The sequence below is a fragment of the Gillisia mitskevichiae genome (genome assembly GCF_003634585.1).
GTDB lineage: Bacteria > Bacteroidota > Bacteroidia > Flavobacteriales > Flavobacteriaceae > Gillisia > Gillisia mitskevichiae.
Window position 1 is genome coordinate 139,812 of record NZ_RBLG01000001.1, and the last position, 24,240, is coordinate 164,051.

Here is a 24,240-nt window from a genome sequence, read left to right on the forward strand (position 1 = left end):
TTACAATAGTGTTGTTACGAATAAAAGGGGCGATTATTCTTGATTTAAAATTAGTGCGAAAATTCGCGTATAAAAAAACCCTTAATAAATCTATCTTAAGATCTATAAAGGGGGTCTATACTTTTTGATACTCTTTCGAGTATCTTTATCCCTTGGCAGCATTACCTGCCCAGGTTCGTTGGGTATAATCTCAGCTATTTTTCAGAAATAAATCTTTAAACAGCACCCCTTTGAGATGTCTGGCAAATGTAATAAGGTTTTTTTGATTTCCTACATCAATACCGAAATTTAAAAGAATTGGCGTAATTTTAGCGATAATTTCCTAATGCAAAACACGAAGCGCTCCATAACTTTTAAGGTGATTATTGGGTATCTAATGGTAGCTGCGGTAGCTGCTATCGCGGTATGGTTTACTTATGCGCAAGTGGTTAAATTTTCTTCAATAAATCAATCCAACGATCAAAACAACCAACAACTAGTTCTGGTAAGTGAAATAGCTACTGCTCTCTATGAAACAGAAAGTACAGGTAGGCAATTCATTCAAACTGGTGACACTACAGATCTAAATAGATATAGCGGCCAAATAGATGGCATTCAGGAAAGCATTAATGTTCTTAAAACAACTTATGCAGATTCAGTAATGAAAGTTGAATTGGATAGTATTTCCAACTTATTATCGCTTAAAAGTGAAAATTTAGAGGAATTATTAAAACTGCGTTCTAGAGATAGAAATACGAGTTTTTATACTGAAGTGATCCAGGAATTAGAAAAAGTAGACGAATCTTTTAAAGATCAAAATTACGATAAACGTTTTGCAAATTTAGAACCCCACCAGCGAAGAGTTTTAATTAGGTTACTAGAATTCTCGAAAGACGATAATAACGAACAGCTTTCCAGCATAAGTGCAGATTCTTTAGTGACTTCAGTAAAAAAAGTATTGAATGAATTGGAACGTGAAAATCAAAAATTTCGTGCAATAATCAATAAAAAGGAAAATGAATTATTAGATAATGATCTTATCCTAAATGATCAATTAAGGAATTTATTAGCATCTGTAGAGCAAGAAGAAAGAGCTACAACCCTTAACAGGGCAAAGAGGTCTCAAGAAATGCTAAGTGAAGTATCTCAAATACTTCTTTTTGTAGGAGGTGCAAGTGTACTTATTGTACTGTTTTTTCTCTTTCTTATAATTAGGGATGTTTCTAGAAGTCAGAGGTATAGAATTCAATTAGAGGAGGCAAAAGCCTTTACAGAGTCTTTAATGATTAGGCGAGAGCAATTTATGGCAACTATTACTCACGATTTAAGATCTCCTCTTAACACTGTGTTAGGTTATACAGAATTGATTGCTAAAACACCACTTAACAACAAACAAGAACATTATCTGGGACATCTGAAGAAAAGTTCAGAATTCATTCTTCATTTAGTCAATGATCTTTTAGATCTATCCAAATTGGATGCTGGCAAAATGCAGATCGAAAAATTACCCTTCAATGCAAAAAATTTATTGGAAGAAACTTTTTATAATATTATTCCCGAAGACGATCCTAAAAATTTACAACTAATAGTAAAAGCCGAAGAAAGTGCAGATACAAATGTCTTAAGTGATCCATTCAGGATCAAACAAATACTTTCTAACCTAATAAATAACTCTTATAAATTTACAGATGAAGGAAACCTCACAGTATCTGTTAGCCTAGAAAAACAAATTGAAGATAGGTATATTCTAACATATAGAATAAAGGATACTGGACTAGGTATTTCAAAAGATAAGCAGCAAGAGATCTTTGAAGAGTTTTCTCAAGAACATCGCCAAATAGAAAAAAAATATGGTGGAACGGGACTTGGTCTAGCAATATCAAAACGAATTACAAAATTATTGAACGGGGAACTCTCACTGGAAAGTGAGCCTGGAATAGGAAGTGAATTCATTCTGAAAATTCCTGTTATAAAACTGAAAAACAACTTAGAAACTGTTCCAGAATCTCTTACAAGAAATACGCATTTAAACGGTAAAAATATTCTCGCCGTAGATGACGAATCCTCTCAATTGGCACTTTCCAGAGAACTTATAAAATCTATTGGGATGAACTGCGATATTGCACAAGATGGAAATGAGGCTTTGGAAAAATTAAGACAAAAAAAATACGATCTAGTACTTACAGATATACAAATGCCTAGCATGGACGGTTTTGAATTGCTTAAAGCAATTCAATCTAAAATCAAATTAAAACATATACCTGTAATTGCTGCCTCTGGAAGAACGACACTTACCGACAGCGATTACTTAGAAGCTGGTTTCTCTGGGAGTTTATTAAAACCTTATAGACCACAAGAATTACTTCAAAAGATTGGAGATGTTTTAAATTTGGAATTAGAAACTAATTCAGGTATTAAAATCAATTCAGAAGAAAGCTCCGAAGAATTTTCTTTAGAAGAAATCCTACTTTTTGCAGGAGACGATAAAAACGCATTGAATACTATTTTAAAAGTTTTTGTAGATGCTAGCAGAAAGAACATTGCTGAGATAAATAAAGCTATTACAAATAAGAATAAGCATAAAATCCCTGCAATAGCACATAAAATGCTACCCATGTATAAGCAGTTAAATACTCGTAATATCGTGTTTCAATTGCAGCAGTTGGAAAAGGAAGTGCCAGAATATTTTGAAGATCAAAAGATCCAAGGACTGATAACAGATATTGAAGCGCTTTTAGCGAAGTTAGAAAGAGAAATTATAGTTTAATATCGTACTGCTTCAGTTTATTGTAAAGCGTCTTCCTGTCTATATCTAGAAGTCTTGCAGCTTTACTTTTATTTCCCTGTGCCTTTTCCAATGCATCTAAAATTAAAGACTCCTCGTTTTTATTCTTGAACAAACCATAAGATTCATCGCTGCTTTTTGCAACAGAGATCTCATGAGGCAATACTTTAAGTGGGATGATATTAGCTTGTGTTAGCAATACGGCTCTCTTCACCATATTCTTTAATTCACGTAAATTACCCGGCCAACTATAATTTTTAAAAGCTTCAGTAGCCTCATCGCTAAATCCAACCACCTCTTTTTCCAAGTCTTCATTTGCTTGATCCAGAAAATAATCTGCAAATAGCATTAAATCTTCACGCCTCTCACGCAAAGCTGGAACTTTAATCGAAAATTCATTTAATCTATGATAAAGGTCTTCTCTAAAATTCCCTTCTTTTACTGCTTTTGCTAAATCTTCATTTGTAGCAGTAACAACTCTAATATCAACTTTTATTTCATGGTTACTTCCTACAGGCTTAATTTTACGTTCCTGCAAAGCTCTTAGCAGTTGCACTTGCAAACCATAGCTTAAATTACCAATTTCATCTAAAAACAAAGTTCCGCCATTGGCGGCTTCAAAATGCCCTGTTTTATCCTGGATAGCTCCTGTAAAAGATCCTTTTACATGTCCAAAGAACTCACTAGAGGCGATCTCTTTTGGAATTGCACCACAGTCTACTGCAATAAAAGGAGCGCCTTTTCTTTTACTCTTATTATGTATACTTTTAGCAACTTGCTCTTTTCCAGTTCCACTTTCGCCCATGATTAGGACAGACATATTGGTTGGCGCTACAAGCTCTATATAATCATTAAGTTTTATTGCCGCATCACTTACTCCTTTCACGAAATCTGTAGAAGACTCAGATACTTTTATTTTTTGTTTTTTCTTCGGAAGATCTTCCTCCTGAGCGATCTTATTACCATTTAAAGTCTTTTGATTTAAAGCATTTTCAATGGTTTGAAGAATTGCTTCTGGCCTAAAAGGTTTGGAAACATAATCGAAAGCTCCATTTTTCATGGCTTTAACGGCCATATTAATTTCAGCATAATTGGTCATAACAATAACCTGTGCTGTTGGATAATTAGATTTAACTTCTAACAAGACCTCCAAGCCATCACTGTCTGGTAATCTTACATCGGTAAGAATAACTTCAAATGAACTAGCTTTCATTTTTTTAAAAGCTTCTGCGGCAGAAAAAGAAGTGTCCACCTTATAATCCCTTTTTTCAAAAAAGGTCTTTAACATTGTTGCAAATGCCACATCGTCTTCAACTATAAGAATAGATACCATAATTCGGCTTAGATTTTAATATCTCGCAAATTTACGAATTATGGTTCTTTTAAAGACGTACATATTAAAACAAAAAAAGAGCCGACCGCAATGTCAGCTCTTTTCATTTAGAAAGATTGGTTGGTTAGTTAGACTCCTCTTTCTTATCTTCCATTTTTATCCAGTTTCCATCTGCATCTAAATAGACCTTTTTTAATTGTCCTTTAATATCCAATTTAACTTTATAAATTACCTTTTCATCATCTTGCTTCACAAAAGCATTAGTAGTAATAGCCTCTGGAAATTCAGTTATAATAACCGAAGCCACTGTTTCTGGTAGATCAGAAACTTCCATTTTCTCAAATTCATCTCCCGCAACCACTAATTCATTTTCTACTTCTACCTCCGTTTGCACTTCACCTTCTACCTGTGCTTGCGCAGCAGTAAAAAATAACCCAATCGCTGCCAATGTTAAACCTAGCTTTTTCATAAGAATCCGATTTAAAATTAATATTAAGTTTTAGTACTTATCCTTAACGAATAATTATACCATTTAAGCAAAAATTAACGCAATAGGCTTTAAATCTTGATTTTATAGATATCTGTGATGTTAAAATAGATAGTAAAGTGTAGAATATTATTGCAGTTTTGGGGATATTTTCCACAGTTGTTCAAGAAATTCAAAGGTCTGGTTTACGCCGATTGATCTTTTTCTCTGAATGCATTTTCTTTTTACGAAGACGTTTAAATTTTGAAGCTCTACTAGGTTTGGTCTTTTTTCTCTTTTTAGGTTTAGTAAGTCCTTGCAAAATTAGCTCCTTAAATTTTTCTAATACTAGCTCCTTGTTTTTATGCTGACTTCTAGTCTCACTGCAATCCAAGATCAACTCATTATTGAGGGTCAATCTACTTTGCAATTTTTTACTTAAAAGTTGTTTCTCTTCTTCTGAAAGACCAGAGGATTGTTCTACGTTAAAAGTGAGAATTACTTTAGAAGATGTTTTGTTTACATGTTGTCCCCCAGCACCGGAACTCCGAACTGCTTTAAATGAAACTTCATTAAATAATATTGCTAGATTAGGCATGCTTTATTAAGCCTGATGGCTTGGTTTTAAAAGATCTGCCACGGTTTTAACAGGATTAAATGTAGAAACTGGTACCTCTACAAAAATTGTGTTCCACTTTGCCATAGCTCCATTCCATAAACCAGGAAGTTCCAATGCTTTCAGCTCCTTTCCATCTTTAGTCTTAGTTGTAATAAAACTCATCTCTGGATCTACAAATTCATTAAGATCGAATTTTTCTCCCTTATAATTTCTTAATCCACATACTAGATCTACCGGATTAAAATGAGTAGCATTTTGTGCGATTTCGTTTTGTTGCGGATCATTAGTTTCAATTTGGGCTCCTTCAATTATTTGAAGAGAAGATTCCCCATTAGAAAATTCCACCAAAAATGGGCCTCCTCCAGGTTCTCCCTCATTTTTAACCATTCCGCATACACGCAAAGGTCTATTTAATAGAAGTATTAATTTTTGAATTTGCTCTTCTTCTGAAAGTGATTCAAAATTGCTTGATACACTAAGTCTTAATTGATCCTCGGAAAATTGAATGATTTGCTGTAAACTGATCTCCGTAAAATTCCTAGCATTTAAAATTTCCAAGTAGTAAAAGCACTCCTGCTGAATTTTTAATAAATTTCCTGCTAGCATTTTTTTATGAAATGCCACTTCCTCTCTATTAGATGCCGTAACTAGATTATCAATGTTTTTGATGAAAACCACATCGGCATCTAAGTTATTTAGATTTTCAATAAGTGCACCATGACCTCCAGGTCTAAAAAAAAGTTCCTCGCTAGAAGTTCTAAAAACTTCATTAGAAGGATCTACTGCAATAGTATCTGTCTTTGGGTCCTGAAAAGAAAAACCAATTTGAAAAAAAGTTCCTGTTTGCTCCTCTACCCGTGTTCTTATCTCATTATATTCATTCTGAAATTTATCTAAATGTTCTTTAGAAACAGTGAAATGAAGATTGGCTTTATTATTTTTTTCCGCATAAGTCCCTGCCTCGTAAAGATGTTCTTCAAAAGCGGTAGCTGTATGTTCTTTATATTTATGAAAAGGAACTAATCCCTTTGGAAAATTCCCGAGCTCTAGTCCAGGCTCTAATAACATAGATCTCACTAAATAATATTTTTGATTATCTATCGAGACATTATTAAAATCTGGAAAATTATTGATTGCGGAAGTAAGGGTTTCTTCATAAAAAGGCAATTTAGGTAGCTCGTCTAAAAAACGCTTCAGTTTCTTGCTTTCATTTCTGCTGAAATATTCCTGCAAAGAATCATTTTCTGGATTAAAATTTTCAACAAAAATATAAAGTTCTTTAAACATCCTAGTAGCTGCACCAGATGCTGGGATAAAATTAAGAAGTTTTAAATTGTGTTTTAGATCTTCAAAAATACCAACGAACTTATCAGCTTGATTTTTGCTCACTTGCTTAATTCCATTTCCCAAAGTAGCAGCTGCCAATATCTTAACAGGTTTATTACCTCGTTTAAAAATAGCGATTTGATCTTCTATAACTTTTAAACTAAGTCCCTTGTTTTGAATTTGGGCGATATCTTTTTTACTGAATTTCAATTTTATGACTTTAATAATTTGTTAATTGCTGAAACTGCTGTTTCAAACCGTTCATTCTCATCACCTTTTAATTCAACATAAGGTTTATTATGAAAGCGTAGGGAGCTTTTAAATTTATTAAACATGGCTTCTCTGTCATGGGGCTTATCCCGAAGATCATCTGGAACCCAAGGAACGTCAATATTAGTTAAAAAGTAAAGGTCATACCAATTGTTTAACGCATGTTTAAGAATGCTAGGCTCACAAAATTCATCGTAATAAGCTTTAGAATAGACTGTTAATTCCAAAAGATCTGTGTCGCAAAAAAGTATTTTATTAGCAATAATTGCTTTTTCGTTTTCATGTTTTATTTGACCTTCAGCAATTTTAATAAGATCTTCAGGTTCACACACTTCCTTTTTAGAATCCCACTTCTCCTGAAGGTATTCTCTCATATATTCTGCAACCCATTCGGTTTCAAAATGAGCTGCAAGTCTTTTTGCCATAGTTGTTTTCCCGGTAGATTCTGGTCCAAACAAAACTACTTTAAAACAGGATGCAGGTTTTTGTTTAAGCTTCTCTTCCATGCGAAATAACCAAAAATGGCAATGATTGTAAATAATAAATATTGAAAACTAGTTAAGGTTAAGCCTTTGTAAAAATAAAGTGGCACCGAAATGATGTCGCCAATAATCCAAAAAATCCAGTTTTCAAGCTTCTTTCTTGCCATTAACCACATTCCAACAAAAAATACAGCTGTAGTAATAGTGTCTATATATGCAGTCCAGTTATTCCATTTTTCAAAATACTCATAGACTCCAAAAACAAATAATAAGGTAGCAATAAATATTAAAACAGACCAAATATGCTCCTTTTTTGACATTTTAGTTACTGGAGTAAAATGGGTTGCATCCACTTTCCTCGTCCAAATATACCAGCCATAAATGCTCATTGAAAAATAATACGCATTAATCATCATATCACCCAACAATTCCCATTTCCACAAGAGATAAACAAAAATAAGCGTGCTTATAATTCCTGTAGGATACACCAAAATATTTTCTTGCTTAGAGTACCACACAGACAGGAATCCAAAAATTACTGCAATAACTTCTAGATATATAAATAAAGTTGGATACTCATAATATTGTTCGAAGAAAAAATCAAAAATCGGCTGCATATTCGCTTCTGTCAGATTTTACAATTTTTATATACATTAACCCACGTTCTACAGATTCTAATGCGATCTTCATTTCCTTATTTAGAACTTCCATTACTTTATCGTAATCTCCATACACCTGAGTGCTTAAAGGATTCTCTAAAACAGTTAAACCAGAAGCTCTCAATTTCTTAATAAAATCTATGATCGCTGGTTCAAAATTATCTTGTAAAGGGGTAAGTGTAAGTTCTACGGAAATCTTCATGTATTAATTTTTATAAATTCAAAGTTAGATATATTCCTAGGAATGGCTGGAATTTATAGAAGTTTATAAAATGCTTAGTAATGAAAATCCCCCTTTTCGAAAGCCGTTCCAATAACTACCATATCTGCCCCTGCTTTGTAAACGTTTTCTAGTTGTTCAGCCGTCTTAATTCCGCCACCTATAATCAATGGAATAGAGAGCGCTTTTTTCACTTCCCGGATTATCTCTAAAGAAACGTGCTTTATTGCACCACTGCCAGCTTCTAAATAAATTAATTGTTTTCCAGAGAACTGGCCTGCCAAAGCAGTATTTACGATAGCCTCTACATTATCTTGTTGCATAGGTTGCGTTTTGCTAATTCGTTGCACTGCACTTTCATTACCTCCATCTATTAAAATATATCCCGTCGGGATAATTTCAAGATTAGAGTTTTTTAGCCAAGTAACCGACTTCACTTGTTGTTCTATCAAATATTCCGGGTTTCGTCCAGATAGCAAACTTAAAAAAAGTATAGCATCGGCTTTTTCAGTTATCTGGGTATAGTCTCCAGGAAAAATAATAATAGGGAGATCAGAAAAAAGTTTTATTGCAGCTACAGTTCTTTCAGTTTTATTAGCTTCTACAGTGCTTCCCCCAACAAATATATGGGTGATGGAATTTGGTAGATCATCAAAGAACTTTTCAGCAATAGATTCCTCAAATTTATCGGGGTCTATTAGAACCGTAAGTTGTTTTTGGTTTAAATTCTTTAAAAGTGACAGGTTTTCATAAATTGTGGCTGTGAGCATAGCTTATTTTTTAACAGCTACTTTAGATAATTTTACATACACACAGGTGAAGCCTTCGAACTCTAAGAAGTGAACATTATAATCTGAATTTTTTCCTTTAAAATAAACTTTTCCTGTTGTTTTTTTATCGTCGAAATCGAAATCGGCAATATTAATATGTTGCAAAAACCCTAAACCGGGATGCGCATATAATTTGTAAATAGATTCTTTTGCGCCCCAAACAATGGTTAATTTTCTTATAAGGGCATCTTCATTAGCCAAGGTATGATACTCTTTTAATGGTGTGAATTTTTCTGCTATCTTTAAAATTTTATCCCGCTGTTTTTCTATATCTACCCCAACTTCGTCTTCAGAAATAATGATAGCGGTAAAATTAAAGGAGTGTGTGATAGATATACATTTACCATCTTTAAGATGTGGCTTTCCATTCTCATCATAATATAGATCATGATCTGTATATCCTATTTCTGCAAATAAATGTCTAATACTCATAAACCCACGTTTATGGATCTCAGACTTCATTCCATCCACCCGCGTTTGACAATTATTGGTTAATTCTATACCGTCACAAAGCCATTCCAAAGATTCTTCGATCTTCCAAATGAGCACTTTAGTGCCCTCATCAACTGTTATTGTTTTGTAAAGTGACATGAAATTCTGTTAGATATTATGTACTTTTGCGACTGAAAAATTGCTAAAAATCAAATATAATAATATGTCGACTAAAACGGTGCCTTATACGGCCTATAAAGTTAAAGATATTTCCCTAGCAGATTGGGGGAGAAAAGAAATTGAATTAGCTGAAGCAGAAATGCCAGGCTTAATGTCCCTTCGTGAGGAGTTTGGAGCTGAGCAACCTTTAAAAGGAGCTCGAATTGCAGGATGTTTACACATGACTATTCAGACTGCAGTTTTAATTGAAACTCTTACCGCTTTAGGTGCTGAGGTAACTTGGAGTTCTTGTAATATATTCTCTACTCAAGATCAAGCAGCAGCAGCTATTGCAGCTACAGGTGTTCCTGTTTATGCTTGGAAAGGAATGAACGAAGAAGAATTTAACTGGTGTATAGAGCAAACTTTATTTTTTGGTGAAGACCGTAAGCCACTTAACATGATCTTAGATGATGGGGGAGATCTTACCAACATGGTATTAGATAAATATCCAGAATTAGCAGGTGGCGTTCAAGGTATTTCTGAAGAAACTACAACTGGAGTACACAGATTATATGAGAGAGTTAAAAATGGTACCCTTCCAATGCCAGCTATTAACATTAATGATTCTGTAACTAAATCTAAATTCGATAATAAATACGGATGTAGAGAGAGCGCTGTAGACGCTGTGAGAAGAGCTACAGATATCATGCTTGCTGGTAAAAGAGTTATTGTTTGTGGTTACGGTGATGTTGGAAAAGGAACTGCTGCCTCATTTAAAGGAGCTGGATCTATTGTTACTGTTACAGAGATCGACCCTATTTGTGCTTTACAAGCTGCAATGGATGGATTTGAAGTTAAGAAGTTGGAAACTGTACTTCCAACTGCAGATATTGTTATTACAACTACCGGGAATAAAGATATCGTAAGAGGAGAGCATTTTGAAGCAATGAAGGATAAAACCATCGTTTGTAACATTGGTCATTTTGATAATGAAATCGCTGTTGCTTGGCTAAATGAAAATCATGGTAACACAAAAGATACCATCAAACCACAGGTAGATAAATATACAATTAACGGAAAAGATATTATTTTACTTGCAGAAGGTAGGTTGGTAAATCTTGGTTGTGCAACTGGACACCCAAGTTTCGTAATGAGTAATTCATTTACAAATCAAACTCTAGCACAAATCGAGCTTTGGAAAAATTCTAAGAACTACGAGAATGAAGTTTATATGCTTCCTAAGCATTTAGATGAAAAAGTTGCTAAACTTCACCTAGAAAAAATTGGAGTAGAGTTAACAGAATTGTCTACTGAACAAGCAGAATATATTGGAGTAACTGTTGAAGGACCGTTCAAACCGGAATATTACAGATACTAGGGCCATAGGCACATTATATATTAAAAAAGCTCCCTTATATTAATTTATGAGGGAGCTTTTATTATTTCAGCTTTAACTACTTGCTTTGCTAATCGAATTCTACATCCTCTAAGAGCTTTTTAGCTCGAGTTAGATCTTCTTCTATTACTTGTATTCGTACACCATTAATGCCAAGGCCTGCAACTCCTGCAGCATTACTTGTAAATTCATCCAATACTCTGTATTGAATATTCTCCATATCAAACAGGTTTTTAATAATCCCTATTTTAAATGACTGAGGAGAATTAAGGATTGTAATAAAATTCATGGTTTTACATTTAACGGAAATTAAATGTACAAAAAAAGCCCTTTCTGTTTCCAGAAAGGGCTTTTATATCAATTCAAAGATCAACTATGCTTCAAACGGTTCAATAGAAACGTAAGATTTGTTATTTCTCTTTTTTGTGAATTTTACAAGACCATCAACTTTAGCGTGTAAAGTATGATCTTTCCCTCCATACACATTCTCTCCTGGATTGTGTGTATATCCTCTTTGTCTAACGATGATATTTCCTGCAATAGCTGCTTGACCACCAAAAATCTTAACACCTAAGCGTTTTGATTCTGATTCTCTACCATTCTTGGAACTACCGACACCTTTTTTGTGAGCCATCTTATTTCGTTTTTAATCTATTAATTAACTTAAGGCAGCGATCAATTCCGCTTTTTTCATTGAAGAATACCCTTCAACACCTTTTTCCTTAGCCATTTCTCTTAATTCAGCTACAGTATTATTGCTTAAATCACTAGAAGAGTCTTCTTTTTTAGTTTCAGATTTCTCTGAAGAAGATTTCTTTCCACCTGGAAGTGTGATTCCAACAATAGAAATTTCAGTTAAGGATTGACGGTGACCATTCTTCACACGGTATCCTTTTCTTCTTTTCTTTTTAAAGACAATAACCTTGTCTCCTTTAACGTGTCTGGTGATCTTAGCATCTACCAAAGCTCCGTTTATAGCTGGGGCGCCTAAAGTAATATTGTCACCATCGCCTGAAAGAAGAACTTTATCAAAAGAAACTTTGTCTCCTTCTTCTCCCGCTAAACGGTTTACAAATACTTTTTGGTCTTTTGCAACTTTAAATTGCTGCCCTGCTATCTCTACAATTGCGTACATAGCGTATTTATTAGTTAATTATTTTAAAATAAACCACTTGCGAAATTTCCACAAGCGGGTGCAAATATACTTCTAAATAATTAATTCACAAAGTCTTTGTTTAATTTCCTAATGTATGTTTTTTACCGTCAGAAGTATTCCAGGAATCTTTAAAAAGCTGCATAAAGGCAAGGGTAAGTACAAAACTAGTGGCAAAACCCATTATTGCCACTACAAATAAAATTATGCCCACGCTGGTGGAATAATCACTGCGCCACATTGTGAGCAGTTCATTAAGGAAGTTAGGATTTAATTCAGTAGAATAAATTCCGAAGAAAATTGTGAAGATCATGGTTGCATTAAACCCGGTAAAAAGTCCCACCATAAATCCTTTTTGATATTTAAACTTAGTTCCACTTTCTAGTCTATAATTCTTGATAGCTTCATACATTCCAAAAGCCATAATTACCCCATTGAATAAACTAAAAAAAGGGTTTTTATGTGCGTCGAACAAGGAAAGCACTAAAAAGTAAGCAATTAGGCCTGCGGAAATTGCAATCCCATATTTAATAGGAACTTTAATTTTTTTCATCTTCAAATCTTTTGTGATAAAAGTAAAGTTCGAAAAAATCACGCAGTATTCTCCATAATAAGCTGTTAATTTTAACAATTAGTTAGCTTTTTCTATTAAACTTAATATAAGACAACAAGATTTAAGGTTTTTTACGTAACAAATGTGCATTTTGTAATACTTATATAGCACATTAATAAAAACCATTAAAAAAATGATCAACAAAATTAAATTATCAGCGTGTGCACTGCTTCTGGGAGCAACCGGATTTGCACAAGAAGTTGAATTTACAGAATATGATCTAGATAACGGCCTTCACGTTGTTTTACATCAAGACAATACCGCACCCGTGGTTACAACCTCTGTAATGTACCATGTTGGTGGAAAAGACCAACAAAACGGAAAAACAGGATTTGCCCATTTCTTTGAACACCTATTATTTGAAGGCACAGAGAATATTCCAAACGGAAAATGGTTCGAAATAGTAAGTAGTAATGGAGGAAGCAACAATGCTAACACCTCTAATGATAGAACTTATTATTACGAAGTTTTTCCATCTAACAATTTAGAACTAGGACTTTGGATGGAATCTGAAAGAATGATGCATCCTATTATTAAACAAAAAGGTGTAGACACTCAAAACGAAGTTGTAAAAGAAGAGCGAAGATTGCGTGTAGATAATTCTCCTTATGGAAACTTATTGCAAGCAGTATCTTCAAACTTATTTGTAAACCACCCATACAAACATCCAAATATTGGGTACATGGAAGATCTAGACGCTTCAACGTTGGAAGAGTTTAAGCAATATTTTGAGAAATATTATGTTCCAAATAATGCAGTTTTAGTTGTTGCTGGAGATATAGATATTTCCAAAACTAAGAAAATGATCAAAGATTATTTTGGTCCAATTCCTAAAGGAGAAGCTGTAACTAGAGATTATGCAAAAGAAGAGCCTATTAAGCAGCAAATTAATGCTACAGCTTACGATGCAAATATTCAGTTACCTGCTACAGTTTTAGGATATAGAACACCTGCTTTTACTGAAAAAGATTCTTATGTTTTAAATATGATCTCAGATTACCTAAGTGATGGTAATAGCTCTAAACTTTATAAAAAGTTAGTAGATGAGCAAAAACAAGCCCTTGCAGTACAAGCTTTTAACTTAGAACAAGAAGATTATGGAATGTATTTAATTTTTGCAATTCCACAAGGTGAAGCTACTCTTGAGATGCTTAATACAGAAATGGAAGAAGAAATTGCTAAAATTAGAACAGAACTAATTTCAGAAAAAGATTTTCAAAAACTTCAGAATAAAGCTGAAAACGGATATGTAAACTCTAACTCTAGCGTTGCTGGAATAGCAAACTCATTGGCATCTAGCTATTTATTATATGGCGATACCAATTTAGTTAACGAAGAAATTAATATCTATAGATCTATTACTAGAGAGGATATTAAAAGAGTGGCTAGCGAGTATTTAAAACCAAATCAGCGAGTTGTTGTAGAATACTTACCTAAAGCTGAAGAAGCAAAACAATAAAATATATAAAACGATCAATATGAAAAATAATATAATAGCTTTTGCAGCCTTATTGTTTCTATCCTTTAGTGTGCATGCACAAATAGATAGAAGTAAGCAACCAAAAGCAGGGCCTGCCCCAAAAATAAATATAGAAGAACCTGAAAGCTTTACTTTAGACAATGGTCTTAAGGTAATGGTGGTAGAAAATCATAAACTTCCAAGGGTTTCTATGTCTTTAAGGTTAGACAATCCACCAATATTTGAAGATGGAAAAGCAGGTGTTTCTAGCTTAGCGGGACAATTACTTGGTACCGGAACTAAAAACATGTCTAAAGACGATTTCAATGAACGTGTTGATTTCTTAGGAGCTAGATTAAATTTTTATTCTAGTGGTGCAAATGCAAATACTTTATCTAAGTATTTTCCAGAAGTTTTAAAACTGATGGCAGATGGTGCTATAAACCCAAAATTCACAGAAGAAGAATTTTCTAAGGTTAAAGACCGTGAAATTGAAGGTATAAAATCTAACGAGAAAAATGTAGCCTTTAATGCCGGAAGAGTAAGATCTGCCTTAGCATACGGGAAAAATCACCCGTACGGTGAATTTGCTACCCAATCTACTGTTGAAAAATTAACCTTGGCAGATGCACAATCTTTTTACAACACTTATTTCGTCCCTCAAAATGCGTATTTGGTTATTGTTGGAGATGTAGATGAGGATGAAGTAAAGAAAATGGTAAAAGAAAATTTTTCTAATTGGAAAAAGAAAGCTTTACCAGAATATAAAATGCCAACTGTTTCTAATTTAGAACAAACTCAAATTCAGTTTGTAGATATGCCTAATGCAGTTCAAAGTGAAATTGCTTTAGTGAACACAATAAACCTAAAACAAAAAGATGAAGATTATTTCGCTGTTTTGGTAGCTAACAAAATTCTTGGAGGCGGTGGAGAAGCTCGTTTGTTCCTAAATTTGAGAGAGGACAAGGGATATACATACGGAGCATATTCTAGAACTGGAAATGATAAATATACTGCTGCAACCTTTGTTGCAAGTGCAAGCGTTAGAAATGCTGTAACAGATAGTTCTGTAGTTGCATTTTTAGATGAGGTTTATAAAATAAGAAACGAAAAGGTTACTGATAGTGAACTTGCTAATGCAAAAGCTAAGTATACTGGAGATTTCGTGTTGTCTTTAGAACAGCCTGCTACTATTGCTAGATTGGCTTTAGATGTAGAAACTGAAGATCTTGATGACGACTTTTATGAAGATTACTTAAAAAACATCAATGCAGTTACTGCAGAAGATGTACAACGAGTTGCTAAAAAATATTTTCTTGCAGATAACTCTAGAATTGTAGTTGTTGGTAAAGGAAGTGATGTGGTAGAAAACTTAGAAAAAATAAACTATAACGGAAAGAAAATTCCAGTTGTTTATTTTGATAAGGAAGGTAATAAGGTAGATAAGCCAGAATTCAATAAAGCTGTAGATGCTTCAGTTAATGCTGAAAGTATTTTCTCTAATTACATTAAAGCGATTGGTGGAAAAGAAGCGGTATCTAAAGCAGAAAGTGTAATGATGGTTGCTCAAGCAGAAATTCAAGGACAAAAATTAGATCTTGAAGTAAAAACTGCTAATGGAAAATCTTCTCAAAAAATCGCTATGAGCGGGAATGTTCTAAGCAAGCAAGTATATAATGGAGAAACTGGATTTACAGTAGCACAAGGACAAAAAATAGACTTTACAGAAAAGCAATTAATGTCTGCTAAAGCAGATGCTAATCCTTTTCCAGAATTAGATTCAAAAAACGCTAAAGTTATGGGTATCGAACCAGTAGACGGTAAAGATGCTTACGCTGTAGCTTTAAGTGAAGATAAAACTGCTTACTACGATGTAGAAAGTGGATTAAAAGTTAAGTCTGTAAATAAAGTATCTCAAGGAGATCAAACTATGGAAGTTCCTGTTTCTTACAGTAACTATCAAGAAGTAAGCGGAATTAAATTTCCATTTACGATCTCTCAATCAATGGGACCTCAAACATTCGATTTTAAGGTGCAAACCCTTAAGGTGAATGAAGGAGTATCTGATGAAGATTTTATGGAATAATCTTTTTTATTAATGTTGAAAGAGCCGGCCATTATTGGTCGGCTTTTTTGTTTTTAGTATATAAATTTTTCGATCTATTTACCAGAAAAACACCCAGTAAAATAATAAGCATAGATATTAGCTGAAATCCACTAAATACTTCTCCATCTAGAAAACCCCAGCCTAATGCCACTAAAGGAATAGTGTAAGTTACAGAAGTTGAAAACACTGGATCTGAGATTTGAATAAGTCGGTTAAAGATCACCATCGCAATTCCAGTACCTATTACTCCTAATATTAGCACGTAAATTATTGAAGTTGATATCACTTCATTACTAAATATTTCTTCAAAAGAGAAACCTGTTAGAAGTAATACTACAAAAGATGGCAAGAGTAAAACCAAAAAGTTCCCTGCAGTTATTCCTAAGGCAGATATACCATGCATATATCGCTTTATAATATTCACATTTAAAGCATAACAAGCTGCAGCAATTATTACCAAACCAGAATAAAGATAATTCTGATCTGGGTTTACCTGTGCTCCACTAAATATTAATCCCAGGGTTCCAAGTAATCCTATTACAACTCCTAATACCTTATTCTGGGTAAAAGCCATTTTAAAAAATAAGACTCCAAAAATTAAGGTCATTAATGGTGTGGTAGCATTCAAAATAGAAGCCACTGCACTATCAATTTCAGTTTCAGCAAATGCAAAAAGATATACTGGGAAGAAAGAGCCTATAAATGCTGAAATTGAGATCCATTTCCATTGGGATATACTAAGCTTACTAATACTTTTAAAGCCAATTAACACCAGAAATAACGAAGCGAAAATTATTCTAAAAGACCCTAGTTGTAATGCGCTAAGCCCTATAAGTCCCTTTTTAATAAGAATGAAGGAACTTCCCCAAACTAAAGATAATAAGATCAAATAGATCCATTTAAGGTTTTTTAGCGGCATAGGGTAGATATAGTATTATTAGAGCTCGCGAAAGTACTATAAAACCCCCAAGCTTAAAATGCTAAACAAAGAAAAGGTCTGAAATATGAGAGATTCATATTTCAGACCTTTTAAATTATTAAACCTATTTTATTGATTCTCCGTTAGAGGAATTGGGAATTGAGTAAACACATCGTCACCCTCCCTATCTATAGGTAGCTCATCTAACCTATTATATCTTCTCACATCTATCCATCGATGACCTTCGGCATAAAGAGAATATCTCCTTTGCTTCAACATTTCATCAATTAAAGATTCTGAATCTGTAGGCCCGGTGTAAGGGTTAAGATTTGCGCTTTCTCGAATTATATTCAGCGCATTCACTGCTTCATCCGGATTAAGCGTAATATTGGCTTCTGCGTATAAAAGAATTAATTCCTCATTTCTTATAATCGGGATATTATCTATTAGTGATGTATATCTAAAAACAGCATAGTTTCCAGAAAGACCGTCCTGACTAAGAGGTGCATCCAACTCTACAACCTTGCCTAAGCGATTATCACCCGACTCTGCATCTGTAACAAAAGAAGATTGTGCAACTCTTGAGTTAGCAGAAGTTATTCCATCTATAGAGACAAATAATGGGTTTACAATATCTTTTGGGTCTAATGAGAAATTGTAATATACCCCAGTGTCTAAATCCTCGCCACTCAAGTTTAAGAAAGAATCCTCTAAAAAGGCTAAAGTTCCTGAATCATCTCCTTGATAAGCTGCAACTCTAGCTGAAATAGCCTTATTAAATTTCAAGAACGATGAAGGTGATTCAAATCCATTAAACCCATTAGAAAGGATAAAGGGGAAATCTGAACCTCCACTTTCAAGGTCTGATGCCCCATCTTCTAAAATTGTTCTAATCTCAGATAATGAAGCATCATAAGATAAAAATGGGCCTAAATTATTTTCATCTGCAACATCTACACGAATTCCATTTTGGTATGTTAAATTCAAATTCAGAAGTAATTCATAGCCGATAAATGTTTTGAGAAAACCTTTAGTAGCTGTTATTTCCTGTTCTGTAAATTGTGCAGAAAGATCTTGACCTTCTAAAAAGCCTAAAATTAAATTAGCGTTTTTCACAGTTCTATATCTAGAACCCCAAGGAGCGGTAATATAAAATGTATTATTATCTAATGTTAGATCTTCTTTACCAAGCATATCACTTGTAAATCGAGGATCTGAAGCTGAAAATCGATAATATTCACGTCCCAAAACTCCGGTATCATCAAAATAAGTACCCAATCTTAGTCTGGAACTATACAAAATACCTCCAACTAAATCCTGCAAATCTCCTCTATTTAAATTATTTTCAAAAGCATCCACCTCAGCATTATTTAAATCTGAAAATTCCTGCACTTCACAGGAAGTGATAGAAACAATTACTAAACTGAGCAATAGAATTTTATTTATATATGTTTTCATAGTTTTAGTTTTTTAGAAGTTTACAGATAAGTTAAATAAAAACCTTTTTGAAGATGGGAACGGTAAGACATCAACCCCTGTAAATATGGATCCTCCTCCAAAATTTGACACTTCTGGATCGTAACTATTATAATCGAAAATATTTATTAAGTTGGTTCCAGAAAATCCTAATTTAATACTATTTATACTACCATTTAAAATTGCCTCTAGGGTTTCACTTTGAATGGTGTAGTACAATCCAACCTCTCTTAATCGAACATAAGATGCATCTTCTGTATGCACACTTGCATTTGCTCCGGGTCTAAATTGACCATTTGGCAATTCGCCATCTGGGTCAGCTCCAAAATCATCAAAATCATGACTAGTTTGGTTTAAATCGGTTAATAAAGTAGTTAAATTAACATTTTCCCCGCCTTGTTTCCATTGCCATAGCATCGTAAACTGGAAGTTCTTGTATTCTAAATTATTATTGAATGCCATCTGAAAGTCTGGCTCTGCATCTCCAACCACTCTCAATCCTTCTGGAAATGAACCAATTATTTGGGTAGCACTTTTGCCTTCTTCAATTCTAAACGAACCTAAACCTGCACCAAAAGCTCCAAGATTAAATGGCGGCACTCTTAACTCGGTGATTTTAGATTTGTTTTTGAAAAAATTAATTCCTAGATCCCATTGGAAATCCTCTGTTACTATAGGTCTAGTATCAAGAGAAAGCTCAATTCCCTTATTTTCTAAACTCCCAGCATTAACATATTGTCTAGTAAATCCTGTTGAAGGTTCTAGATCTGCAAGTAAAATTAAATCATCAACCGTTTTTACATAGTAAGTTGCTGAAAGACCTATTCTTCCATTCAAAAAGTTTACATCTGTACCAAATTCTAATTCTTTTTGCCGTTCAGATTTTAAATTTGCATCTCCACGAATCCCTACTAAACTTATCCCCAATACTCCATCTGTTGAAAAAGCATCATAAGAGGTGAATAAAGCGCCAAATGGTGGGAAATTCCCTGCTTCTCCATAGGCTACACGAAGTTTAAACTGATTCCATATAGAATTGCTATTCCAAAATTCGAATTCATTTAAATTCACCGCTAAAGAAGCTTTGGGATAATAAAACAACTCTGTTGCGTCTCCATTATTAGAAGATTTATCACCCCTTACCCCTAAAGTGGCAATAAACATATCTTTATAATTAACCTCTTCTTGCGCAAAAATACCTGAGTTCTCCTGTAACAATCTTGTTTGGTCTGACCCTGTGTTTGCAGCCTGATCTACATTTGTTTCTGAAGCAACTAAACCAGTTGCAGTTATAAGTTCGGTGTTCTGATCGAAATATTCTCGTGTAATACCTAATTGAGTTCTAAAATTTATATTACTATCTGTAAAATAATTATGCACTAAGAAACCCGATAAATTGTAGTTTTTATTTTGGGTATCTCCTTGTACAGAAACCCCATTCAATCCACCATTTATAAGCTTTTGTCCCTGCAATGCTTTTGGAAATAGAGCCCTTGTTTTCTGCCCGTAATAATCAAGTCCTCCTCTCAATATTAACTCAAGGTTAGAATTATCTGCTTTATAGATATCTAAGTTTGCAGAACCTCCCATGATAATTCTGTTTACCGTTTCATTATTCTTAACTAAATCTCGGGTTTGCAATGGATTTGAGGTGTTATTTGGATGGTCTGGATATATCCCGTTCTCATTTGGAAATAATGCGTCCCAGGGTCTTGTAGCTGTTAACGCGATCCCTATAGTTGCTCCTGAATTGTCATTATTAAAGAAACCTCTGTCTGAAGAAGAGTTTATAAAATTTGAACTCAAGGATAATTTCAGGAAATCGGTTGGAGTATGATCTAGGTTTAAACGCAGAGAAGTTTTTTCATATCCAGTATTTTTAACGATCCCATCTTCATCATTGTAAGTCACACCCGCAAAAAACCTGGTTTTTTCACTTCCACCACTCATACTAAAGTTGGTAATATTAATTAATCCCTTCTCTCCGTATATTTCATCTTCATAATCTACAAGTGTTCCAGCATCTCTTGCTGCAACATATGCAGCTCTATCTGCTTCGCCAAAACTATCTAGAACACGTTGTTCTGTATAATCTCTAACTCCTAAAAGATTAATTGCCTCTGTCCAACCCATAGATTGCGAAAACCTGAATTTTGTTTCTCCAGCTTTCCCTCGTTTTGTGGTGATAATTACTACACCAGCTGCTGCTCCCGAACCATAAATGGCTGCCGCAGAAGCTCCTTTAAGTATCTCTATATTCGCAATATCTTCAGGATTGATATCTGCAATTCTATTTGTTGGGTTATCTTGATTAGAAGCACTTCCTCCAGATGCCGCGGCAGAAACTGTATTAAGTCCGGCTGCAATAGAAGAGTTATCTACATAAACTCCATCTATAATATATAAAGGCTGCGTATTTCCCTGTATAGAAGTAGCCCCTCTTAGTTTTATAGAAAGTCCACCTCCTGGTGCACCAGAGTTGGCATTCACAACAGCTCCTGCAAATTTACCATAGAAAGCTCCATCCAAAGTTGGCGGTGGCGTTGTTCCAATTAGTTCTTCTGCAGATATAGAAGCTACTGCGTTGGCAGAATTGGTTCTTTTAATAGACGTAGCGAGTCCAGTTACCACTACCTCATCTAAGGCAGCTGCTGCTTCAACAAAACTCACATTAATAGGTGAATTTTGGGTGACTACTCGCTCCTGAGTTTCATAACCTATATACGAGAATACTAAGGTTGCAGGTAAGGATTCAACAGATAACGAAAAATTTCCGTCTAGATCACTTGTTGTACCATTGGAAGTGCCTTTTTGAATAACATTTACAAAAGGAACGGCTTCCCCCGTCGACTCATTAATTGTTTTACCTGTTAAAGTTTCTTGGGCGAAAACCGCCACTGGAAAAATAAACAGAAAGAGCATCAAGTTGATGCTAGAAAGTTGGTTGTGCCTCATAATTTTGGTTTTAATTAATAAATGCCAAAAACATGGTCAAATAGAAGATTCAAGGAAAAGTTAAATTAAATAAAAAAAACCATTTAAAATGTTAAAACACTGAAAAATAAAGGCTTAGCGTAAACCCTAGTTCCATTTTAAGGATTCCATTAATCTTTTTATATCAGATTTAATGTAGGAAGCTGCAGGCATTATAGAATCAAAATTAGGTTTTTGATTAAAATATAGAGAGCCTGTCATAAAGTGTTTAACACTATCTGTAACATAAAATTGCGCTTGAGAAGCAGCATCTCCATCTATTTCATAAAACATTCCATAGGTTTTATGTTCTGGATTCACATAAACATCTCCTTCTATAAAATCTGCTTTAATAGTGTGTTGTAAAGGTAGCTTTTGAGAGTCCATCAATAAAGAATCTAGGTTATTGTGAACTTCCTGATAAGTAATAAAAACAGAAGCATTCAGTTTTGGATAATTAAGATTTATCCAACAAGGTACTGAGCCTTTTGATCTTACAATGCTTGCCATAGAATTAATCTCAAAACTATATGGGCAATCTAAATTTGTTTCTACGTAGTTGGCGGCAGGAAATTCAAGACTCAAGAATGCTTTCGGTTTAGGAAGCACTTCATCTTTACATGAAATAAAAACCGAGAGAATTAATAATATGATACTTATTCTTTTCATCTTGAAAATTGTGAAACAAATTATGAGTATTAATATTTAGACCTAAGTCTAATCTTCTGAAGATTTTTCTGACTCAATACTTAATTTGATCTGCTTTATTCTTTTATCGTCTATCACCTCTATTGTAAAGTGATAGTTCTGAAAAATGATCTTTTCATTACGCTTAGGAAAGCTTCCCGAGATCTCTAGCAAAAAGCCTGCAAGCGTATCGGATTCCCCTTTGTTTTCTTCAAAATTTGAAGAATCATCCAATTTTATGATCTTATAAAAATCCTTTAAAGGAGTCTTACCTTCAAATATAAAATTAGATTCATCTAACTTAGAGAAAACAAGATCTTCATCATCAAATTCATCACTAATATCACCTACAATTTCTTCAATTATATCTTCAAGAGATACTAATCCACTGGTTCCTCCATATTCATCTACAACGATCGCCAAATGAATTTTTTTATCCTTAAACTCGTTTAAGAGATCATCCAATTTTTTGTTTTCAGGAATAAAATAAGGTTCTCGCAATAGTGAGGTCCATTCAAAATCTTTTCGATCTAAAAATGGCAAAAGATCTTTCACATATAGAATACCGCTTACCTGATCTATATTTTCCTTATAAACAGGAATCCTAGAAAACCCATTACTAACTATTTCTGGAATAATCTCCTTATAAGTTTGGCTCTCTTTTAAAGCAAAAATATCCATTCTTGGGCGCATTACCTGCTTGGTGTCGGTATTTCCAAAAGAAACAATCCCTCTTAAAATTTTCTGCTCTTCATGGGTAGTATCTTCATCTCTTGTCATTTCTAATGCTTGCGAAAGATGATCTACACTTAAAAACCCTTTTTGCTTTCCTAGTTTATCATGAATATAAATGGTCACTGCTCTCATAGGAGTGCTAAGCGGTGAAATTAAAAAGTCTAAAACATTTAATGGATAAGCCATTAAATTACTGAATTTCACATTATTTCTACTTGCATAAACTTTCGGCAAGATCTCGCCAAAAAGCAAAATAAGAAAGGTTACAATTCCAACTTCAATAATAAACTTGAAATTTATCCCCAAGAAAACAGCATTCATATTCCCAAAGAACTCATCTGTTACTGTATCAAATAGTAACACTATAGCAATGTTTATAGTGTTATTAGCCACTAAAATAGTAGCCAGCAATTTCTTAGGCTTCTCTAGTAGTCTTGTAACGATTTTTTGAGCATTTGTTCTTTTACCGGTCTCTCCAAGAAAATCTGAAGGTGTAAGAGAGAAAAAAGCAACCTCTGCACCAGATATAAGTGCAGAGCAAATTAATAGTGCAACAAGTATAATAAGACTTAATACCTGCGAAAATTCTAGTGTTATAAACGATAAAATTAAACTGGGAGGATCTGGATCCAAATGCTTATGTTTTAGTTAGACTTAGAAAGGCAAATCATCTTCTTCTTCATTGCCTTTAGTTTGATTGGCAAAAGTATCATTTTTAGTATTGGAATCGGGTTTTGCTGAAGCTGAATTTTGTGCTGGATTTGCTGCAGTTTCATTCTTAGGAGTCAAAAATGTGAAATCTGTACATTGAATTTCAACCGAATATCTCTCGATTCCTTTATCATCTGTCCATTTTCTGCTTTTCAACCTGCCTTCAACATACACCTTATCCCCTTTTTTAAGGTATTTCTCACAGATTTCTGCGGCCTTATTTCGTACTACTATATTATGCCACTCTGTATTTTCCACACGTTGCCCGGTAGACTTATTTGTGTAAACTTCATTAGTAGCTAATGGGAAACGTCCAATAGCCCCGCCTCCTTCAAAATAATGCATTTTCACATCGTCCCCTGTATGCCCAATCAGCATTACTTTATTAAGTGTACCCGTCATTATATTCTATTTAATATTTAGCAAATTTTATAATTTAAAAATAAAG

Annotated in this window: 23 protein-coding genes; 4 read left to right on the plus strand and 19 right to left on the minus strand. The window is 33.9% G+C overall.

What is annotated here, in order from left to right; translation table 11 throughout:
* The first annotated feature begins 325 nt into the window (after positions 1-325).
* Complete coding sequence (locus BC962_RS00650) at positions 326-2,746, plus strand: ATP-binding protein (RefSeq protein ID WP_245983947.1); 2,421 nt, start codon at positions 326-328, stop codon at positions 2,744-2,746.
* Here the strand turns inward: BC962_RS00650 and BC962_RS00655 are convergent.
* The 9 genes from BC962_RS00655 to BC962_RS00695 all read right to left on the minus strand — a co-directional run bounded on the left by BC962_RS00655 (position 2,736) and on the right by BC962_RS00695 (position 9,560).
* On the minus strand, positions 2,736-4,097 hold the full coding sequence (locus tag BC962_RS00655; protein ID WP_121344008.1) for a sigma-54-dependent transcriptional regulator: 1,362 nt from the start codon (positions 4,095-4,097) through the stop codon (positions 2,736-2,738). The two genes, BC962_RS00650 and BC962_RS00655, sit on opposite strands and share 11 nt — an antisense overlap.
* Positions 4,098-4,221: 124 nt before the next feature.
* Entirely contained in the window at positions 4,222-4,566 is a 345-nt protein-coding gene (locus BC962_RS00660; RefSeq protein ID WP_121344009.1) for a hypothetical protein, read from the minus strand.
* Positions 4,567-4,756: 190 nt separating this feature from the next.
* A complete protein-coding gene (gene arfB, locus BC962_RS00665; protein WP_121344010.1) occupies positions 4,757-5,161 on the minus strand; it encodes an alternative ribosome rescue aminoacyl-tRNA hydrolase ArfB in 405 nt (134 codons plus the stop codon).
* A gap of 6 nt (positions 5,162-5,167) precedes the next feature.
* Positions 5,168-6,718, minus strand: coding sequence for a DUF4301 family protein (locus tag BC962_RS00670; RefSeq protein WP_121344011.1), 1,551 nt, complete (start codon positions 6,716-6,718; stop codon positions 5,168-5,170).
* A gap of 2 nt (positions 6,719-6,720) precedes the next feature.
* Positions 6,721-7,284 (minus strand): AAA family ATPase, encoded by a 564-nt coding sequence (locus BC962_RS00675; protein WP_121344012.1) that lies wholly within the window; start codon positions 7,282-7,284, stop codon positions 6,721-6,723.
* The gene (gene pnuC / locus BC962_RS00680) at positions 7,239-7,877 is read right to left on the minus strand and encodes a nicotinamide riboside transporter PnuC (protein ID WP_121344013.1); all 639 of its coding nucleotides are present in this window, start codon (positions 7,875-7,877) and stop codon (positions 7,239-7,241) included. The genes BC962_RS00675 and pnuC overlap by 46 nt, the downstream gene beginning before the upstream one ends.
* Complete coding sequence (locus BC962_RS00685; protein ID WP_121344014.1) at positions 7,861-8,121, minus strand: thiamine-binding protein; 261 nt, start codon at positions 8,119-8,121, stop codon at positions 7,861-7,863. The genes pnuC and BC962_RS00685 overlap by 17 nt, the downstream gene beginning before the upstream one ends.
* Before the next feature lie 74 nt (positions 8,122-8,195).
* Positions 8,196-8,909: a geranylgeranylglyceryl/heptaprenylglyceryl phosphate synthase gene (locus BC962_RS00690; RefSeq protein ID WP_121344015.1), complete on the minus strand. Its 714-nt coding sequence runs from the start codon at positions 8,907-8,909 to the stop codon at positions 8,196-8,198.
* 3 nt (positions 8,910-8,912) lie between these two features.
* Positions 8,913-9,560: a 4'-phosphopantetheinyl transferase family protein gene (locus BC962_RS00695; RefSeq protein ID WP_121344016.1), complete on the minus strand. Its 648-nt coding sequence runs from the start codon at positions 9,558-9,560 to the stop codon at positions 8,913-8,915.
* A gap of 64 nt (positions 9,561-9,624) precedes the next feature.
* On the opposite strand from BC962_RS00695, the gene ahcY reads away from it, so the two are divergent.
* Positions 9,625-10,941 (plus strand): adenosylhomocysteinase, encoded by a 1,317-nt coding sequence (ahcY, locus tag BC962_RS00700; RefSeq protein ID WP_121344017.1) that lies wholly within the window; start codon positions 9,625-9,627, stop codon positions 10,939-10,941.
* An 88-nt stretch (positions 10,942-11,029) separates the two neighbouring features.
* Here the strand turns inward: ahcY and BC962_RS00705 are convergent, their stop codons facing one another.
* The 4 genes from BC962_RS00705 to BC962_RS00720 all read right to left on the minus strand — a co-directional run bounded on the left by BC962_RS00705 (position 11,030) and on the right by BC962_RS00720 (position 12,665).
* Entirely contained in the window at positions 11,030-11,248 is a 219-nt protein-coding gene (locus BC962_RS00705) for a putative signal transducing protein (protein WP_121344018.1), read from the minus strand.
* A gap of 84 nt (positions 11,249-11,332) precedes the next feature.
* Entirely contained in the window at positions 11,333-11,593 is a 261-nt protein-coding gene (rpmA, locus tag BC962_RS00710) for a 50S ribosomal protein L27 (RefSeq protein ID WP_121344019.1), read from the minus strand.
* A 24-nt stretch (positions 11,594-11,617) separates the two neighbouring features.
* Positions 11,618-12,094: a 50S ribosomal protein L21 gene (gene rplU, locus BC962_RS00715; protein WP_121344020.1), complete on the minus strand. Its 477-nt coding sequence runs from the start codon at positions 12,092-12,094 to the stop codon at positions 11,618-11,620.
* Positions 12,095-12,194: 100 nt separating this feature from the next.
* A complete protein-coding gene (locus BC962_RS00720; protein WP_121344021.1) occupies positions 12,195-12,665 on the minus strand; it encodes a DUF4199 domain-containing protein in 471 nt (156 codons plus the stop codon).
* Positions 12,666-12,858: 193 nt separating this feature from the next.
* Here BC962_RS00720 and BC962_RS00725 point away from each other — a divergent pair, with 193 nt between their 5' ends.
* Together BC962_RS00725 and BC962_RS00730 are read left to right on the plus strand one after the other, a co-directional pair.
* The gene (locus BC962_RS00725; RefSeq protein WP_121344022.1) at positions 12,859-14,184 is read left to right on the plus strand and encodes a M16 family metallopeptidase; all 1,326 of its coding nucleotides are present in this window, start codon (positions 12,859-12,861) and stop codon (positions 14,182-14,184) included.
* A gap of 19 nt (positions 14,185-14,203) precedes the next feature.
* Entirely contained in the window at positions 14,204-16,270 is a 2,067-nt protein-coding gene (locus BC962_RS00730; protein WP_121344023.1) for a M16 family metallopeptidase, read from the plus strand.
* 31 nt (positions 16,271-16,301) lie between these two features.
* On the opposite strand, the gene BC962_RS00735 is transcribed toward BC962_RS00730, so the two are convergent.
* The 6 genes from BC962_RS00735 to BC962_RS00760 all read right to left on the minus strand — a co-directional run bounded on the left by BC962_RS00735 (position 16,302) and on the right by BC962_RS00760 (position 24,194).
* Positions 16,302-17,210, minus strand: coding sequence for a DMT family transporter (locus BC962_RS00735; RefSeq protein ID WP_121344024.1), 909 nt, complete (start codon positions 17,208-17,210; stop codon positions 16,302-16,304).
* Between the two features lie 129 nt (positions 17,211-17,339).
* A complete protein-coding gene (locus tag BC962_RS00740; RefSeq protein ID WP_121344025.1) occupies positions 17,340-18,668 on the minus strand; it encodes a RagB/SusD family nutrient uptake outer membrane protein in 1,329 nt (442 codons plus the stop codon).
* Positions 18,669-18,680: 12 nt separating this feature from the next.
* Positions 18,681-21,641 carry a SusC/RagA family TonB-linked outer membrane protein gene (locus BC962_RS00745; RefSeq protein WP_121344026.1) on the minus strand — a complete coding sequence of 987 codons (2,961 nt, stop codon included), beginning with the start codon at positions 21,639-21,641 and terminating at the stop codon, positions 18,681-18,683.
* Between the two features lie 126 nt (positions 21,642-21,767).
* Positions 21,768-22,328: a gliding motility lipoprotein GldD gene (gene gldD / locus BC962_RS00750; RefSeq protein WP_121344027.1), complete on the minus strand. Its 561-nt coding sequence runs from the start codon at positions 22,326-22,328 to the stop codon at positions 21,768-21,770.
* Between the two features lie 48 nt (positions 22,329-22,376).
* Positions 22,377-23,714, minus strand: a complete 1,338-nt coding sequence (locus tag BC962_RS00755; RefSeq protein WP_121344028.1) for a gliding motility-associated protein GldE — start codon at positions 23,712-23,714, stop codon at positions 22,377-22,379.
* A 21-nt stretch (positions 23,715-23,735) separates the two neighbouring features.
* Positions 23,736-24,194: a single-stranded DNA-binding protein gene (locus tag BC962_RS00760; RefSeq protein WP_121344029.1), complete on the minus strand. Its 459-nt coding sequence runs from the start codon at positions 24,192-24,194 to the stop codon at positions 23,736-23,738.
* Positions 24,195-24,240 lie beyond the last annotated feature (46 nt).